At 45.3% G+C, this 15727-nt stretch carries 12 protein-coding genes; 2 read left to right on the top strand and 10 right to left on the bottom strand.

Going from position 1 to position 15727, the window contains the following annotated elements:
- Nucleotides 1-22: 22 nt before the first annotated feature.
- Entirely contained in the window at nucleotides 23-742 is a 720-nt protein-coding gene (locus QVE09_RS24040) for a response regulator transcription factor (RefSeq protein ID WP_315938845.1), read from the top strand.
- Nucleotides 743-844: 102 nt separating this feature from the next.
- On the opposite strand, the gene QVE09_RS24035 is transcribed toward QVE09_RS24040, so the two are convergent.
- The 4 genes from QVE09_RS24035 to QVE09_RS24020 all read right to left on the bottom strand — a co-directional run bounded on the left by QVE09_RS24035 (nucleotide 845) and on the right by QVE09_RS24020 (nucleotide 5955).
- A complete protein-coding gene (locus QVE09_RS24035) occupies nucleotides 845-1834 on the bottom strand; it encodes a phosphotransferase (RefSeq protein ID WP_315938844.1) in 990 nt (329 codons plus the stop codon).
- 29 nt (nucleotides 1835-1863) lie between these two features.
- The gene (locus QVE09_RS24030) at nucleotides 1864-3453 is read right to left on the bottom strand and encodes an RCC1 domain-containing protein (protein ID WP_315938843.1); all 1590 of its coding nucleotides are present in this window, start codon (nucleotides 3451-3453) and stop codon (nucleotides 1864-1866) included.
- A 232-nt stretch (nucleotides 3454-3685) separates the two neighbouring features.
- Nucleotides 3686-5461, bottom strand: coding sequence for a SulP family inorganic anion transporter (locus QVE09_RS24025; protein WP_315938842.1), 1776 nt, complete (start codon nucleotides 5459-5461; stop codon nucleotides 3686-3688).
- Between the two features lie 164 nt (nucleotides 5462-5625).
- Nucleotides 5626-5955: an ArsR/SmtB family transcription factor gene (locus QVE09_RS24020; RefSeq protein WP_017690603.1), complete on the bottom strand. Its 330-nt coding sequence runs from the start codon at nucleotides 5953-5955 to the stop codon at nucleotides 5626-5628.
- Between the two features lie 131 nt (nucleotides 5956-6086).
- On the opposite strand from QVE09_RS24020, the gene QVE09_RS24015 reads away from it, so the two are divergent.
- Entirely contained in the window at nucleotides 6087-6809 is a 723-nt protein-coding gene (locus QVE09_RS24015; protein ID WP_315938841.1) for a suppressor of fused domain protein, read from the top strand.
- Between the two features lie 72 nt (nucleotides 6810-6881).
- Here QVE09_RS24015 and QVE09_RS24010 read toward each other — a convergent pair whose 3' ends face one another.
- The 6 genes from QVE09_RS24010 to QVE09_RS23985 form a co-directional block, all read right to left on the bottom strand.
- On the bottom strand, nucleotides 6882-8456 hold the full coding sequence (locus QVE09_RS24010) for a glycoside hydrolase family 43 protein (RefSeq protein WP_315938840.1): 1575 nt from the start codon (nucleotides 8454-8456) through the stop codon (nucleotides 6882-6884).
- Entirely contained in the window at nucleotides 8453-9352 is a 900-nt protein-coding gene (locus QVE09_RS24005) for a carbohydrate ABC transporter permease (protein WP_315938839.1), read from the bottom strand. The genes QVE09_RS24010 and QVE09_RS24005 overlap by 4 nt, the downstream gene beginning before the upstream one ends.
- Nucleotides 9353-9367: 15 nt before the next feature.
- The gene (locus tag QVE09_RS24000) at nucleotides 9368-10342 is read right to left on the bottom strand and encodes an ABC transporter permease (protein ID WP_074093559.1); all 975 of its coding nucleotides are present in this window, start codon (nucleotides 10340-10342) and stop codon (nucleotides 9368-9370) included.
- A gap of 136 nt (nucleotides 10343-10478) precedes the next feature.
- Nucleotides 10479-12152 carry an extracellular solute-binding protein gene (locus QVE09_RS23995; RefSeq protein ID WP_315938838.1) on the bottom strand — a complete coding sequence of 558 codons (1674 nt, stop codon included), beginning with the start codon at nucleotides 12150-12152 and terminating at the stop codon, nucleotides 10479-10481.
- 175 nt (nucleotides 12153-12327) lie between these two features.
- On the bottom strand, nucleotides 12328-13902 hold the full coding sequence (locus tag QVE09_RS23990) for a response regulator (protein ID WP_315938837.1): 1575 nt from the start codon (nucleotides 13900-13902) through the stop codon (nucleotides 12328-12330).
- Between the two features lie 11 nt (nucleotides 13903-13913).
- Entirely contained in the window at nucleotides 13914-15716 is a 1803-nt protein-coding gene (locus tag QVE09_RS23985; protein WP_315938836.1) for a cache domain-containing sensor histidine kinase, read from the bottom strand.
- Nucleotides 15717-15727: the final 11 nt, after the last annotated feature.

Genomic DNA, 15727 nt, shown 5'->3' with positions numbered 1-15727 from the left:
ACATAAGGAGAATGAACGCCGTATGTCTTTGAAAAATACGATTTTGATTGTCGATGATGACCATGAAATCAATGAATTATTGACGATGTCTTTGAAACGGGAAGGTTTTCAGACCGTGTCTGCCTATACTGGCGTGGAAGCACTTCGAGCCGCAGAGGAGCACTCACCGGATCTTGTACTGCTGGATGTGCTGTTGCCCGGGATGGATGGCTTCCAGATCTGTAGTGAGATTCGCAAAACGAGTAATGTACCTATTTTGTTCGTAAGTTGTAAGGACGAAGCCACAGACAAAGTCATCGGACTTGGGCTGGGAGGGGACGACTTTATCTCCAAACCATTTAGTCCGATTGAGCTGATTGCACGAGTCAAGGCCCATATTCGGAGAAACAACATGCCACAGAAGCCAGAGGAACAGATGGATGAAACACTGGTATTTGATCAACTACTCATCGACCCAGCCACCCACCGTGTGCTCGTAGGTGACAAACCCATTGCTTTGTCGGCCAAGGAATTCAAATTACTGTTCCACCTAGCGAAAAACCCTAATCGCGTATACAAAAATGAACAGCTTTTCTCGCTGCTCTGGGATGATGTACATATGGGCGATACACATACAGTCATGGTACATATCTATAATCTGCGGAAGAAGCTGGAGAAAAATCCGGCCAAGCCACACTATATCCGTACAATTCGGGGTGTTGGGTACAAGTTCAATGACAAGTCTATTGAACTCGCCGAGTAAACGTATTACTGCACAAATATGTAATTTCTATTCAAACCAAAAAAGCCGCCAGATTGGCGGCATGATGATGATGATGACTATATTCTATTTTTCATTGAATGATTAACCAACAATACCCATATCCCGGAATTCTTCCACGAAACTATCCAGCCAATCCGAACCATAGTCCAGCGCACCCGTATCACTCTCAATAAAAGCAACATCTAGTCCCATCACCCAGAATCGGCGAGCAACAATAAAGAGATCAACCGCCTGTTCATCCTCGGCAGAGAAGCTTCTGACTGAACGATAACCTGCCATGAGTGCTTTCCATAATACTGCCTTTTGATCTTCAGACTGTCTCTTTCGCACCTTCACTTGGGCCAGATCGTAAGCACGCCAGCTTTTCGCTGCCCACTCGAAGTCATAATGGATGAACTGATGTTCCTGTTGAAACACATTGTTATTCCCATGCATATCGCCATGGCACAGACCAAAGTCCAGGTCTTGTCTGGAGATGGCAACGATGCGTTCTTTTAATGTTGTGGCAAACGTATGGAGAAATGCTGCTGCTGCATTGTTCTCACCGATATAGTGGATAATTCGCTCAAGGGGTTCGTCGATGAGAAATTTCAAATCAAGCTCATAGCGTGGAAGCCCCACGATCACCTGATCCATAGCCTTATGCAATTCAGCGGCAGATTGACCAAAGGCGTAACAAGACTCCTCATCCTCCAGGTTGTTCTCCGTACCCTCAATATACCGAAACATCACAGCAACCCGCTTGCCTTCCGCAGCCTCCAACACCGTATATCCCGTATGATCTTTCTTCTCGATGTATTCTCCAATGTCGGTATGTTCCGCAGAAGTTAGAACGTTCTTCAGTTGAGACAATAACGATAGCTCATACTTAACATCTGCCTCCGTGATTTCAGTACGATAGATACGGAGAATATACATGCCACTAGACGTGCGAACCCGGTAGGTATCATTCAATCCTCTAAGCCAAAACAAACATTCTTCCCATGTTCCAATGTCATACTGATCACTCAATGCAGACTCCAGGTACCTGGGGTTAAGCACTGAACGTAAAGCTGTCGGTTGAATGGACATATGTATGCTCCTTCACTGTGAAATGATATTTAATTCAACTTAACACCGAAACCGAGCTGACCGTAGTCATTATGGTACCCTGCAGCCCACAACTTGCCACTCGATACCCAGTACATGTTCTGATAACTTGTTTCAATGAGCGTTACGTTCTTGTAAGAGTCTTGGGCTTCCTTCGTACTCGCAAATTTGACTGTCCCAGCACCATATCCCATGAATAACATTTCATTTTGGTTAGTGACCACCAATGCTCCATCATCCGCGGCGGAAATGGTTTTGTACACCAAATCTTCTCGTGGGTAGGTCATTTCTTCACCACTAAGTCGGATAGGTCCCCTGTTAATCATGAGTGGTTTATATAACTTCTGGGTAACATTGAAGCCTAATTGGCGTGAAGAATTACTGCCCCAAGCCCACAAGTTCCCCTTTTTATCAAGGGCAATCAGGTAAGGACCGTTAGCTCCAGCCGAAGAGATTTGTTTAATGTCTTTAAATCCCTGCATTTGTGTAGCTATAGTTTCTTTCTCCTTCATATTGGTGTTCCAGTACCAGACTGTACCATCCTTCTTAACGGCGTATGCACGATCAAGATCACCAATGGTCACATCCACTACATCTCTAATAGCAATTTTCCGGTGATGATTCTTTAAGAGTTTCATGCCTGTACCGCCGGCTCCTCCAAGCTGGTACACATTCCCCGAATTTGTCAACAGTACGACACCTTTGCCATAAACACTTAAATCCTTTATTGTCTCGGGTACAAGTGTAATTTTTTGAGGGGTGCCTGTTTTCATTTTGACGCCTAAATAGTTCAAATCTCCCCAACCATACAATTCGCCTTGCTTGGTTAAATACAGTGAAAACCGTTCCCCGGCGCCTACTTTCTTTACATTCGAGAGCTTATTTATTTTTGTCACAGGCAGTACTGGATAAGCGCTATCTTTAATTTCGTTATGTAGATTATCTCCCCAGCCATACAGGGTACCATCAGCTGCCAAAGCAATAACATGTGTATTACTTGCTGCTACGGATACAGGTTTTACGATTTGTTTAATCTGCTTTGCTGTAGTTACTTTGGGTGCTGCTGTACCTACACCATACTGTGTATAATCTATTTCTTTCTTAACCGGTGGAGTGTAACCGTCTTTATACTTGTCATACGGGCCTTCTTTTATAATATCCGGATCTTCATATAAGGCACTTTTATCCAGATTAGGCATGGGCAGAGGATATTGTGGTGAAACACTAGACTCTTTTCCTCTCTCATCATAAAAAGAGATTGTAATTTGATTACGCTGTACCAGCGCAGGATCTATAGGCGAGGTAGTCACACTAAAATATCCATTTTTATTAGCCTTAACCGTTTCCTCAAATAAAGTGACACTTTTAAACTCTTTACGATGTCCAACTTCAATAAAGTCGCCTGTACTCACTTCGAGTCGGACCATTTCGTTTCGAGAATTAATACCTACACCTTCAATAAAAATACTACCATCCTCGTTCGGTTCGTACCTTTCATCCACGATAGGTCCTTCATCAGCATACGTAGGTTCAATGAATACTAGGGAAGACATCACCAACGCAATTGTCAGGCAAACGGTAAACCATTTTCGGTAGAACACATTATTCCCTTCCTTCTCTATTAATATATTCTTAATATATCGTACATAGGAATTTATTGGAATGATATCTAGACCGTCTATTACTTAATCTTATGAAAAATAAAAAAAGACGTGGGCGCACCCTGCTCCCACGTCTGAAATTAGCCTGATGGATGGACACTTTTTTCAAAGTGTCCATCCATCAGGCTATATTCATATTCAAGGTTCATTTTAACACGATCTCTTTTGCTGATTAGATAGGGTTATTTGCATTGGTCCGCTTTCCAGATTTCAGCAGGTTATTACGCTCTGGATCGGTGCCAGCGCTCGACAATGCAGCACATTCACGAAAGGCAAAATGTTTGCACCCCCTACATTTCTGATCATCCAGATGCCCTAATGCATAATTGATGGCTTCACCCGTGTGCTCAAACATATGATCAAGACCAATTCGTTCAATCAATCCTGTTCTCTTCAGCATCTCCAACGGTTGCGCCTGAATGCCTGAAAGTAAAACCCTGCCCCCGGATCTCTCCATATGTTTGACAACACGGGCCAGATTGGATTCACCTGTTGTATCCATAAAAGGCACCTTGCCCATGCGCAACAGCAGAGTGCCTGGTCGCCGATGAATCGAATCCATGACCGACTTCTCGAACATATCCGCTGCGCCGAAAAAAAGTGGCCCTTCAATTGTATACAGGCTTATTTGCGGACAGTCATGTCCTTCCCGAACCATGTGCGCCATGACTTTCTCATGTTTATGATCGGGATCGGGCAACACTTTGGCAACCTTCAACATCTCACTCATGCGTTTAACAAATAAAAGGACAGCCAGAATCAACCCAACCTCTACAGCCGTTGTTAAACTTGTAAATACGGTCAGCAAAAAGGTAATAAGCAGAACGAGTGAATCGCTCGTTTTGGTTTTCATGACATGCATGAAGGATCTCCGTTCACTCATATTCCAGGCAACCAGCATCAGAACGGGAGCCATACTGGCAAGAGGAATGTGGGATGCATATGGCGCAAAGAGAACAAGTACTAGCAAAACCACTACACCGTGAATCACACCAGACCATGGCGATACTGCGCCGGATTTGATATTCGTTGCTGTACGTGCAATCGCTCCTGTTGCAGGAATACCACCAAATAACGGCGTCACTATATTAGCAATCCCCTGCCCAATCAACTCTCGATTGCTGTTATGCCGACTTCCAGTCATGCCATCGGCAACAACTGCGGATAGCAGCGATTCAATTCCACCCAGCATGGCAATAACAAAAGCAGGTTGCAGCAAGTTCCCGATACGTTCCCAAGTGATCTCAGGCATATGAAACTGAGGCAAAGAGTTAGGTATGGCGCCAAAGGACGAACCGATCGTAGCCACCTGCCCTTCAAAAAAGAATGTTGCGACTACCGTCGAAAGAACCAGCCCCACTAATGATGCAGGCACCTTTGGTGCAAACTTGGGCACAAGCAGAAGAACAGCCAGACAGATTCCAGCTGTAAGCACACTGTATATATTGATCGTCGAGATATGCATCCCGATTTCTTTCATATTGGACCAGAAATCCTCGTGCTTCTCGATACCTCGAAGTCCCAGAAAGTTCGTAATTTGTCCGCTAAAAATAATGACGGCGATCCCCGCCGTAAAACCGATAGTCACTGGCCTTGGAATAAACTTGATTAACGCCCCAAGCTTGAATACGCCCATAAGTACAAGCATCAAACCAGCCATCATTCCGGCGATCAGCAGATTTTCATATCCATACTGCATCACAATGGCAAAGAGGATTGGAATGAATGCCCCCGTTGGCCCGCCAATCTGGAACTTGGACCCACCCAGCAAAGAAATCAGAATCCCTGCGATTACTGTGGTATACAATCCATACTCCGGTTTGACCCCGGAAGCGATGGCAAACGCCATACCGAGTGGAATCGCAATGATACCTACAATCAGTCCCGATAACAGATCCTTGCGAAAAGCGGCAGCATTATACCCTGCATATCTCCCCATCCATCTCATGTACAAAAACCTTCTTTTCTTCATATATTTGAATATTTGAATATATTTAAAAGACTACTCCCCTGCATACGTCCTGTCAATCGGATTACGCACAATTCCAACGGGCACCTAACACAAAAAACAAGAACCTCCGGTGATTACCCCAGTTGCTCTTGTTTATTGTGTCAGGACTCTTTACGAATATCTTCCAGCATGGAAATGGCATCAACCAGATGATTGTCAAAAATCTGTTTGGTGACTGCCAGCAGGTCCTTAATCAGCGGATCACGCAGTGAATAGGTGACGGTTGTCCCTTCTTTGATTCCGTGGACAACGTTTTTGCTGCGCAATACAGCCAGTTGCTGTGAAACGGCAGAACCTTCCGATCCCAGAATGCTTTGCAGTTCATTCACGTTCTTGGCTCCTTCACTCAGCAGCTCCAGAATCTGAATCCGCATCGGGTGTGCCAACGCTTTGAAAAAATCCGCTTTAAACTGTTGTATGCTCTGATTCATACGCTATGCCCCTTCAATCGAACTCGTCAACATGCTCATATCATACCATAGAACGAGGTTCAGACTTCAACTCACATGATATGATAAGATGAAAAAGCAAGTACATTATACTGTGCAGGGGAGCTGTAAGCATGTCCAAACCATCCGAATATTCACCCTCGGGCGTTCCTATCTTTCGTCATAAGGATATGAATCGTGAGTGGCAGTCTACTTCTTATGCAAAAGACGAATGGCTGGAGCGAATCGAGAAACATGCTGACCAATATCTCGGTGAAGCCGAGTCTGTATTCCATGAGTTGCTCTCGGACAAGGTTCATATCGATGTCCATATGATTCGTCCAACACCAGAACGAAATTATTACACATTGTACACCACAGGCATGAGCGCCTTGCCTATGAACACGCCTGAAGATGCACAGGACTATGAGTACGCAGAGCTGATGATTTGTTTGCCGCCGGATTGGCCACTATTAGAGGAGGAATTGGAGGAGTCGGACAACTACTGGCCAATACGCTGGTTAAAAACGATGGCTCGTTTGCCGCATGACTACGATACCTGGCTAAGTTGGGGGCATACGGTGCCGAATGGTGATCCGGCAATGCCATTTTCCAATAACACAGACATGTGTGCCTTTATCTTGCTGCCTCCGCTTGAGGCCGATGAGGATTTCCTGACACTCGACATGGAAGATGGACAGACTGTGCACTTCTACGCAGTCCTCCCCATTTACCTGGAGGAGCTTGAGCACAAGCTAGAATATGGTTTGGACGCTCTGCTAGACCGTTTCGAAGAACATCATGTGAACGAAATTTTGGATGTAAACCGGGTCAATACCTGTGGGGATGCTTCATAATAAGATAAACGGACTAGAAAAAAGCTCAACCCTTAGCATCGCTGCTGGATTGAGCTTCCCTTTTTATTTACGTTAGTATGAACCATATTCGAACCAGTCAAAGTCCGCTACCTGATCAGATGAAGTCCCGTTGCTGCTGCTAAACATCCCGATACAGCAGCCAACAAAGCCGCCGGCTACTTCGGTGCTCAAGCTGCTTGTATCCACCTGTTCTGCAACCAAATGATACTGACTTCCATCCGTGCTGTAATAGAAGTTTAGTTGCTGACCTGTCGCCGCCAGTTTGATATACACTCGCGATACATCACCCTCCAGCGCGATTTGCGCAATGTGGGTATCCTGACCATCTATACAGGTCAGCACACGCAGCACCTGCTGATTCTCGGCCAGAGCACGCTCAATCCGTACGTGATACAGATCATTCTGAATGACGACAAGACCAGCCGTTTCGTTGGCATTCCCGGGCACAAATTCCATCGCTGTAGCTGCGACATAATCCATATGCCTTTGACGCAGACAAACAAAGCTGGAATTTTCTTTTTCCTTCAATGTTTGCGGTTTCAGCTTCAGTCGCAGATATCCTTTTCGCTCGGTTAATGAATACAGGTCTTCCTGGGGATTGCGCAGAAACATCCACTGCAAGCCCAGACGATCGCTGTCAAAATGATCAAAACGCAGTTGCGGCTCTACCGGAGCAGGCTTCAAATCCAACGTGCCCTGCTCCTCCAGGATTCCGCGGCCCTCATTAACAACAGGCCATCCGTCCTCCCAAACAACAGAAGCAAGGAACGTCTCCCGCCCCAGATTGCTAAAGCTTCCTCCATATGGACGTGAAGCAAGCATGACCATGAACCATTGACCGTTCGCAGCCTGCACCAAGTCGGCATGTCCTACATTAACAACAGGGTAACGTTTACCCAAATGGCGATGTGTAATGATTGGATTATTCGGATTCCCAACGTATCCTTCGGTCAAACTTTTGCTACGAGCAATGGTCACGGCATGGTTTGGCCCTGTGCCTCCCTCTGCAATCAATAAATAGTAATATTCATCGATCTTATACAGATGCGGTCCTTCCGGCCAGATAACATCCACCATCGCCCCGCGCCACAGAACGTAGCTGTCTCCCACCAGCTTCATACTGCCCAGATCAAGCTCCCTCAGCCAAACTTCCCAATTGCCATTATAACGAACTCCCTCAGAGCAAGGACGTGTACCAAGGTAATATGCTTTGCCATCATCGAAGAAAATTGTAGGGTCTATGCCTTCTGCACCTTCAATAAAATAAGGATCAGACCATGGCCCAGCCGGGTCGGTAGCGGTTACAACAAAATTGCCGCCATGTGATACATTGGTTGTAATCATATAGAAAGTGCCTTCATGATACCGAAGCGTTGGAGCGAATATCCCCTGTGAATGGCCTGCTCCCTGAAGATTTAATTGCGAAGGACGGTCCAGCACATTGCCAATCTGTTTCCAATTTACAAGATCACGGCTCTGAAAGATTGGAACGCCAGGAAAATAGGCAAATGTCGATGTCACTAGATAAAAATCCTCACCCACCCGGCATACGGACGGATCTGGATAAAACCCGGGCATAATCGGATTGTTAAACGTGCATTGTTCGCTTTGATTTGCATTTTTCATTCTTTTACCCCTCCAATGGTGAGTCCAGTCACAAAGTATTTTTGCAAGAACGGATACAGTAAAACGATCGGCATGGCCGTCACAACCGTGATCGCTGCCCGAATGGATACAGGCGTCACCATGTTGGTTACATTTTTAAATGAATCCACGTTGACGGTTCCCCCCTGTGAGGTCGCAGAGGATAACAATTTCATCAGTTCATACTGTAAGGTGGTCAAATTCCGATTTCCTGCCGTGTACAACATGGAGTCAAACCAGGAGTTCCACTGACCTACAGCAATAAACAGTGCAACCGTAGCCAGAACCGGCTTGGATAAGGGAAGCACGATACGCATGAAAATCCGAAAATCTCCGGCTCCATCCATCTTCGCGGATTCAATCAATCCCTCCGACAGCCCCTGAATGTAGGTACGAATGACGATCATGTTGAACACCCCGATCAAACCTGGAATAATGTATACCCAGAAGTTGTTCAGCAGCCCCACTTGTTTGATTAGCATGTATCCCGGAATTAAGCCTCCGCTGAAATACATCGTCATTACGAACAGCGTCGTGACTAATTTGTTAAACATATACTCCTTGCGGCTCAGTACATAGGCAAGCATAGCTGTACAGAACAGCTGTACTACCGTTCCGACCACAGTTCTGGCAACCGAAATAAATGCGGCTTGTGTCAGATTCGGATTCTGGAATACGGAGACGTAATTTTGCAGCGTCCATTCCCTCGGCCAGAGATAGATCCCCCCGCGGATCGTATCCAGCCCGTTATTGAAAGATACGGCAATGGTGTTTAAAAAAGGATATAACGTAACAACCATGACAAGCAACATAAATATGCCATTGGTGATGGAAAAAATAGAGTCTCCCAAGTTTCGTTTTCTACTAAATCGCTTCACAGCTCTGCCCCCTTATCATATCAATCGCTCTTCACCAAGAGACTTGGCAATCCCGTTGGCGATAAATATGAGCACCAGACTGACCACACTTTTGAAAATGCCTGCTGCGGTGGCAAGTGAGTAGTTACCAAGATTAATCCCGTATTTCAAAACAAAAATGTCGATCGTCTCGGATACATCCTGCACAAGTCCGTTTCCCAGCAAATATTGAATCTCAAAACCTGCGTTCAGTACGTTACCAACGTTGATGATAAGCAGGATAATAATCGTTGGTTTGATGCTTGGAAGCGTGACATTGAACATTTTACGAAACCGCCCGGCTCCGTCGATGGAAGCTGCCTCGTACAAGCTCGGATTAATCGACGCCATGGCCGCCAGATAAATAATCGTACCCCAGCCAATTTCCTTCCACATGCTGGACAGACCCACAATACCCCAGAAGTATTTTGGTTCAGCAAAAAAATTGATCGGTGCATCAATCAGGCCCAATTTTGTCAACAGCACATTCACAATTCCTGTTTCCGTTGACAATACATTCGCAACGATACCTGTTACGATGATCCACGACAGGAAATGTGGAAGGTAGGAAACCGTCTGTACCACACGTTTGAACAATATCATCCGCAGTTCATTTAATAAGAGCGCCAGACCAATCGAGCCGACAAATCCCAGAAACAGACTGATCAAGCTCATCGCCAGCGTATTGCGAATGACACGTAAAAATGTAGGGTCCGTGAATAACGTTCGAAAATGATCCAGCCCCACCCAATCTTGCTCCATAAAACCAATGCCAGGTCTATAATTCTGAAACGCCATCAACCAGCCCCATAATGGTCCATACGCAAAAATAGCGATAAACGCAATAAACGGAAATGACATCCACATTAATTGTCGCTGACTTTTCATTCTGGACAGGTTGTACCCGATCCAGCTTGTTCCCGCTGGGATATGGCTGGTTTTTAACGAAGGCTGCAACTCCTTTTTGGCCATGTTTTTTCTCTCCTTGCTTACGAGTTTATCTATATCACCCAGTCTGGATGAATCGATTTCATTCCTATCCAATCTCGGAATCTAGCGTGTAAGAAAGGCTACGGGGTTCCCCATAGCCTTTCTGTGTGACAGGCCCTTATCCCCACAGTTCCATACGTCTGCGGACTTCTTCCGTCAACGCATCTTCATACGCTTTAATATCTGCGCTTTCCTTTAGTGTGGCTTGATATTCTTCCCAAGCCTTATCAAATTCAGCTGGTGAAGTCATAATCACTTTTGGCAGCCATTTGCGTTTTACATCGTCCATTTTCTGTCTGGCGATGGTCTCCGGTTTATTTGGTTCGAAATTATAGGTATAGATTGGGAACCACGGCTCATTTTCCTCCGCAGGCTCAAGGAAGTCGGTAAATTTCGTATATCCATAAGCCTTCAGCACTTTTTTGTCGATGTCATTCAATGTGGCAAGGTACTCCTCAGGCTGCTCCTTAGGATCGAGAGCATTCTTCCCGTCAGCGGTCATGCCTTCATGATGCGGGAAATAGACCAACGGGCTTCCCGTGTTTGCCAGTACCCAGTCCGGATCTTTGGAATTCGCACGTTGCTCTTCATTTCTGGAGAACACGCCTTTGTCATCGACTTGATAATCCACGCCTTCCTGTCCCCAGGTTCTCAATACCTCCATCTCAGGGTCCAGCAAATCATTAATATATTGAAGTGCTCCCTCGATATCCTCGCAGCTCTTTGTAATGGCCAAGCCACCATTTACGTTAAGGATTGGATTGTTCTGATAGCGCCCTTTAACATCCTCGGAGAGTGTAATGGACAACGGTACATAGGTTTTGTCATACAATTTTTGCTTCACGAGTGATGCCTCGGCGTCAAGGAACTGCCATCCTTGATCCACCATGCCCAGCACACGTCCGGTTGAAATTTTAGATATATATTGATCATAGTTTGCTGTAAAAGTTTCGTTATCGACCAGACCTTGATGATATACCTCATTGATCTTCTTGAAATATGCCTTCGCTTCAGGAATGGTATTGTAGTTTTTAGCCGTTAGCGTTTCTTTATCAACGATGGCTGCGCCTTCGTTCGGATAACCAGCCATGAAGAGCGGAGGGTTCTCCAGTGCGAAATAACGCCAGTCATAGGAGATAATTTCAAATCCAATTGTTGGCTGACCATCAACAGTCGGGTGAGCTGCTTTATACCGTTCAATCAAGTCGAAGTATTGGTCAAGCGTTTTGATTGTCGGATAATTATCCCACTCCAGTACGGCCTTCTGAATCCAGAACGCTTCTCCGTCATGGGATACTTTCATCGACTTTTCTTGTATATTGCCGAATTGAGGAATGAAGTAGATATGTCCATCCGTCGTATTTTTCATCTTCTTCCAGTCTTCGCCCAGGTAATTTTTGATGTTGGGATATTTATCGATGTAATCCTCCAGTGGTACTAACGCCCCTGCTGCTACCAGTTGCTGAGTACCATCACTCCCATCGATAAAATCGGGATATTCGCCGCCTGCAATGAGTACACCAATCCGCTCTTTGGCTGTTTGGCCCGTAAGCCAGTCCATCGTGACTCTGACGCCTGTTTTCTCCTCAATAGCTTTTAGCACCCGATTATCGTCAGGCGCAATTTTCCCCGGTACAGCAAAAAATGCGGAAAATTGTTTCAATTCCCTTCCATCTGCTGTCTTTTCCCCTTTCGAGGACGATCCCGGTGTACATCCAGTGAGTGCGATGACCAGTATTAAAGCTAACAGAGCACTATACTTGATTCTTTTTCTAGCATCCTTTTTCATCATGACCCCTCCATCGATTATATTGACAGAAGCTTTTTGGAAAGCGCTTTCCAAAGGCTGACTTAAAATTATCATGCTTCCATGCCCCTCTCAACGGGATAAACTATAGATGGAATCCCACTAATTCCAGCATCTGCGAAAAAAAATATCCCGCCGCTCCGTCAAGGAGTGCAGGATGTTAATCAAGAGAGTACGCAGCATGGGCACTTTTACGATATTGTGCAGGAGTCTCCCCCATGAGTTTCTCGAACCGGCTAATAAAATAATCAGAGTCCCGATATCCCACCATTGTTGCAATTTCGTATACTCTTTGATCTGTTCTGCGCAACAGCCGGGCGGCTTCCTCAATACGCAATTGATTCAAATAATCACTGAAGCTGATCGAGTAATGCTTTTTGAAAATCTGACCCAGATACGCACTGTTCATGTAAAACTGCTCTCCCAGCAATTTTAGGCTGATATTTTCTCTGTAATGCTCGTGAATGAAAGCCTCAATTTTGGCTAATACGCCCATTGCATTCGACTTTTGCTGCTCCTTCAGTTTCTCTGCGCACATGAGCGAAAACTCGCATAAATGTTCGATGTTTTCCTCCATGGATAACATCGCGTAGTTCACCTTCAGAAAAGTCGATTCCATCAGCCCGGAATCTGGAGTAACCGTATCGTTATTCACGAGATCCAGCAAAGTGTATGCCAAATAATGCAAGTGGATACGGACCATACCAGGCTCGATTCGCTCATCCAAAAAAAATTGAAAAATTGCCTTTGCATGACTGTATAACTCATCCGTTTGCTGTTCCTCAATAGACTTGACTAACCCATCAAACAATTGTTTTTCGAACTGTCCCGGCCGATTAACAAATAAGGTCGTATCCATAAGTTCAAAGTAATAAATGGGCATACAAGTGGTGAAGAAACGTAAGCTTTTCATTATGCCGCAGGATTGATAAGACTCGTGCAGCGTCTCCAACCCATGTACTTCCTTCCCGACATAACAAGCAATAGCTGACTCTTGACCGTGGCTCAGCTCGGCATGTAATCGAGTCAAATATTGCTCCAAGGTCACTGCCTCACGGTTCATCATCAGGTCCGTAACAATGAGCAGAACCGCATTTTTATCACCTGTGAACGGCTTCAAAATTTGTCCCGGAAAGGGCTTGCCCACCCATGCCTCAACCCGAGCGCACCAATCCGTTCCCTGTTCTGGACCGCCTTCCGCCTCAATCAGGATACAACGCAGTATGCCGGCATCTTGATAGTAGGGTTGCAGACTCGTAACAGCTTCCTCCTCGGCCACCCCAAGCAAGATCGACTGCATATGCTGGGCCATAATCATTCGATCCTTTTTTTGCTGATATCGCTTCTCTTCCATTCGCGCATTGAATGCATCCCTGAACTCCTCAAGCACCTGAACCAGTTCGGTCTTCACAATAGGCTTGAGAATATAATCATCCACTTGATATTTAATTGCCTGCTTGGCATATCCGAACTCATAGAATCCACTCAGAAGAATCAGCTTGATGTCACCGCTATATTGCTCATACAAGGTTTTGGCAAGCTGCATTCCGTCCATTTCCGGCATCTTGATGTCGGAAATCACCAGATCGGGCTGCATATCGCGTATGCACTCCAATGCCTGCATGCCATTTGAAGCCTGGCCGCAAATCTGGAAACCGTAAGACTCCCAATCAATTAGCAATAGAAGTCCTTGGCGAATAAATGGCTCATCGTCCACAATCAGCACGTTGATCATATCCTCGCTCCTTATTCTTGAGATGCCTGCATAAGAGGAATTTGAATGCCAATCGTTGTTCCCTTCCCCTTTTCACTGAATATGTGCACCTGAACGAAATCATCAAAATACATCCGCAGCCGAATATATGCATTCATCATACCAATGCTGCTAAGCTCGCTCATCCGATCCATACTCGGGTCTTGCATCATTTTGCGGAGCGAGGCCAGCTTGTCCTGATCCATACCGACTCCAGTATCTCGAATGGAAATGTACAGTTCATTACTTCGAATTTCGAATAATACCTCCACGACCCCATCATTCGATGTCCCCTCAATGCCATGGATACAAGCATTCTCCACAAAGGTGAGAACGGTTAGCTTCGGTATCATCATGGCAGAAATGGATTCGTCTGTGATCCTGATTGCAAATTGCAGCTTTTCGCCAAAGCGGTACTGCTGGATACTCAGATAACTCTCCACAAAATTGATTTCCTCTGCAATTGTAATCAGATCATCGCCCCAATTGATCGTCTGACGTAACAGCAGTGCCAGTCTATGAATGACATCGGAGGTTTCAAGCTCGTCCTTGATCAAGCTCCGCATACGGATCGTTTCCAGTGTGTTGAACATAAAATGGGGATTCACCTGACTCTGAAGGGCTTTAAGCTCCGCCTGCTTTTTGGAGAGCTCAAGGGCTTGCCGCTCCACCTGACCCTTAAACACAATCTCAATCAGGTTCTTGATCTTGATGACCATCATGTTATAACTATGGGTCAGGCTGCCGATCTCGTCCTTGCCTACAGGTCCCGATATCACCTCAAATTTCTCATGCTTCACTTGATCCAGATGCTTCGCTATTCGATCAACTCTGATGACCAGTGATCTGGATATCAACCAGATCAGCAGTGTGGGCACCAACAGATTAAGAATGATCAGCAAAGTCAAATTAATCTTGGAATTAACAATCTCCGACAGAACGTCCAATTTCTCCGTGCTGACGACAATCTGCCAATCCTCGGATACGACGGGAATCGATTGCATGGATTGAACAGGGTCAATTGGACTGTTCGCAATTAGATTAAATGGCTTGCGCGTCTGGTTCATTTTTGAATCGTTCGAGAAAATGACCCTGCCATCCGAAACGACATACACCTTCCCATTTGCTCCCTCATTTTTAAGCGATTTGTTGATGAAAGCGTAGTCCAGATCTACCTTTAACACCTTTTCAACCTGCTGCTCCCCAAAGTAATCCAGCTTACGAATAATGCTTACTTTGCGTCCTCCCTGACTTTGCGACATCTCCGCCTGCTGTTTGTCAAAATACGAATAGATCATGATATGGTCGCTCGTGTTCATCAGCGCTTGATACCATTCACTTTTCTTCACCTCATCATCCAGCTTAATGAAGTTTCCTCCATTGACGAAGGTATCATTGCCAACATAAAACGTAATTTGATTCACCTGCTGGTAGCTGTAGTAGTACCTAACCAGATTGTTGTTGCTAAGCATATCATAGTAGGCAGAATAATAGTCTTCCTGATCGCGATACTTGGACTCCATGAACCGGTTCAGCGTTCCATCGGTATAGAGAAAATTGGACACATACAAGCTATTATCTATACTGTTCCGCAGGTTGAACTTGATCCTTTGCTGCATTTCATTGAATCGGCTATGCTCCTTCTCCTCAATGTTACCTTTGATGCTTAGGTAAAACACGGTATTCGTGACCAGGACCGGGACCAGCACACAAAAAATGAACAATATGTACAACTTGGTTTTGAGACTCCAATCATCCAGAAACTGAATACGCTTACAATACGTCTTGCGGCTCATGTTATGTCTTT

The organism is Paenibacillus sp. ClWae2A, assembly GCF_032452295.1.
In the GTDB taxonomy this organism is placed as follows: domain Bacteria; phylum Bacillota; class Bacilli; order Paenibacillales; family Paenibacillaceae; genus Paenibacillus.
This window is presented reverse-complemented; position numbering and strand designations above follow the sequence as displayed.

Bases quoted from the DNA above. Each gene is read 5' to 3' on its own strand.
- QVE09_RS24025 (WP_315938842.1), bottom strand. From the start codon at position 5,461: ATGAGATGGATGGGGAGATATGCAGGGTATAATGCTGCCGCTTTTCGC.
- QVE09_RS24035 (WP_315938844.1), bottom strand. From the start codon at position 1,834: ATGTCCATTCAACCGACAGCTTTACGTTCAGTGCTTAACCCCAGGTAC.
- QVE09_RS24000 (WP_074093559.1), bottom strand. From the start codon at position 10,342: ATGGCCAAAAAGGAGTTGCAGCCTTCGTTAAAAACCAGCCATATCCCA.
- QVE09_RS24020 (WP_017690603.1), bottom strand. From the start codon at position 5,955: ATGAATCAGAGCATACAACAGTTTAAAGCGGATTTTTTCAAAGCGTTG.
- QVE09_RS23995 (WP_315938838.1), bottom strand. From the start codon at position 12,152: ATGATGAAAAAGGATGCTAGAAAAAGAATCAAGTATAGTGCTCTGTTA.
- QVE09_RS24010 (WP_315938840.1), bottom strand. From the start codon at position 8,456: ATGAAAAATGCAAATCAAAGCGAACAATGCACGTTTAACAATCCGATT.
- QVE09_RS23985 (WP_315938836.1), bottom strand. From the start codon at position 15,716: ATGAGCCGCAAGACGTATTGTAAGCGTATTCAGTTTCTGGATGATTGG.
- QVE09_RS24040 (WP_315938845.1), top strand. From the start codon at position 23: ATGTCTTTGAAAAATACGATTTTGATTGTCGATGATGACCATGAAATC.
- QVE09_RS24015 (WP_315938841.1), top strand. From the start codon at position 6,087: ATGTCCAAACCATCCGAATATTCACCCTCGGGCGTTCCTATCTTTCGT.
- QVE09_RS23990 (WP_315938837.1), bottom strand. From the start codon at position 13,902: ATGATCAACGTGCTGATTGTGGACGATGAGCCATTTATTCGCCAAGGA.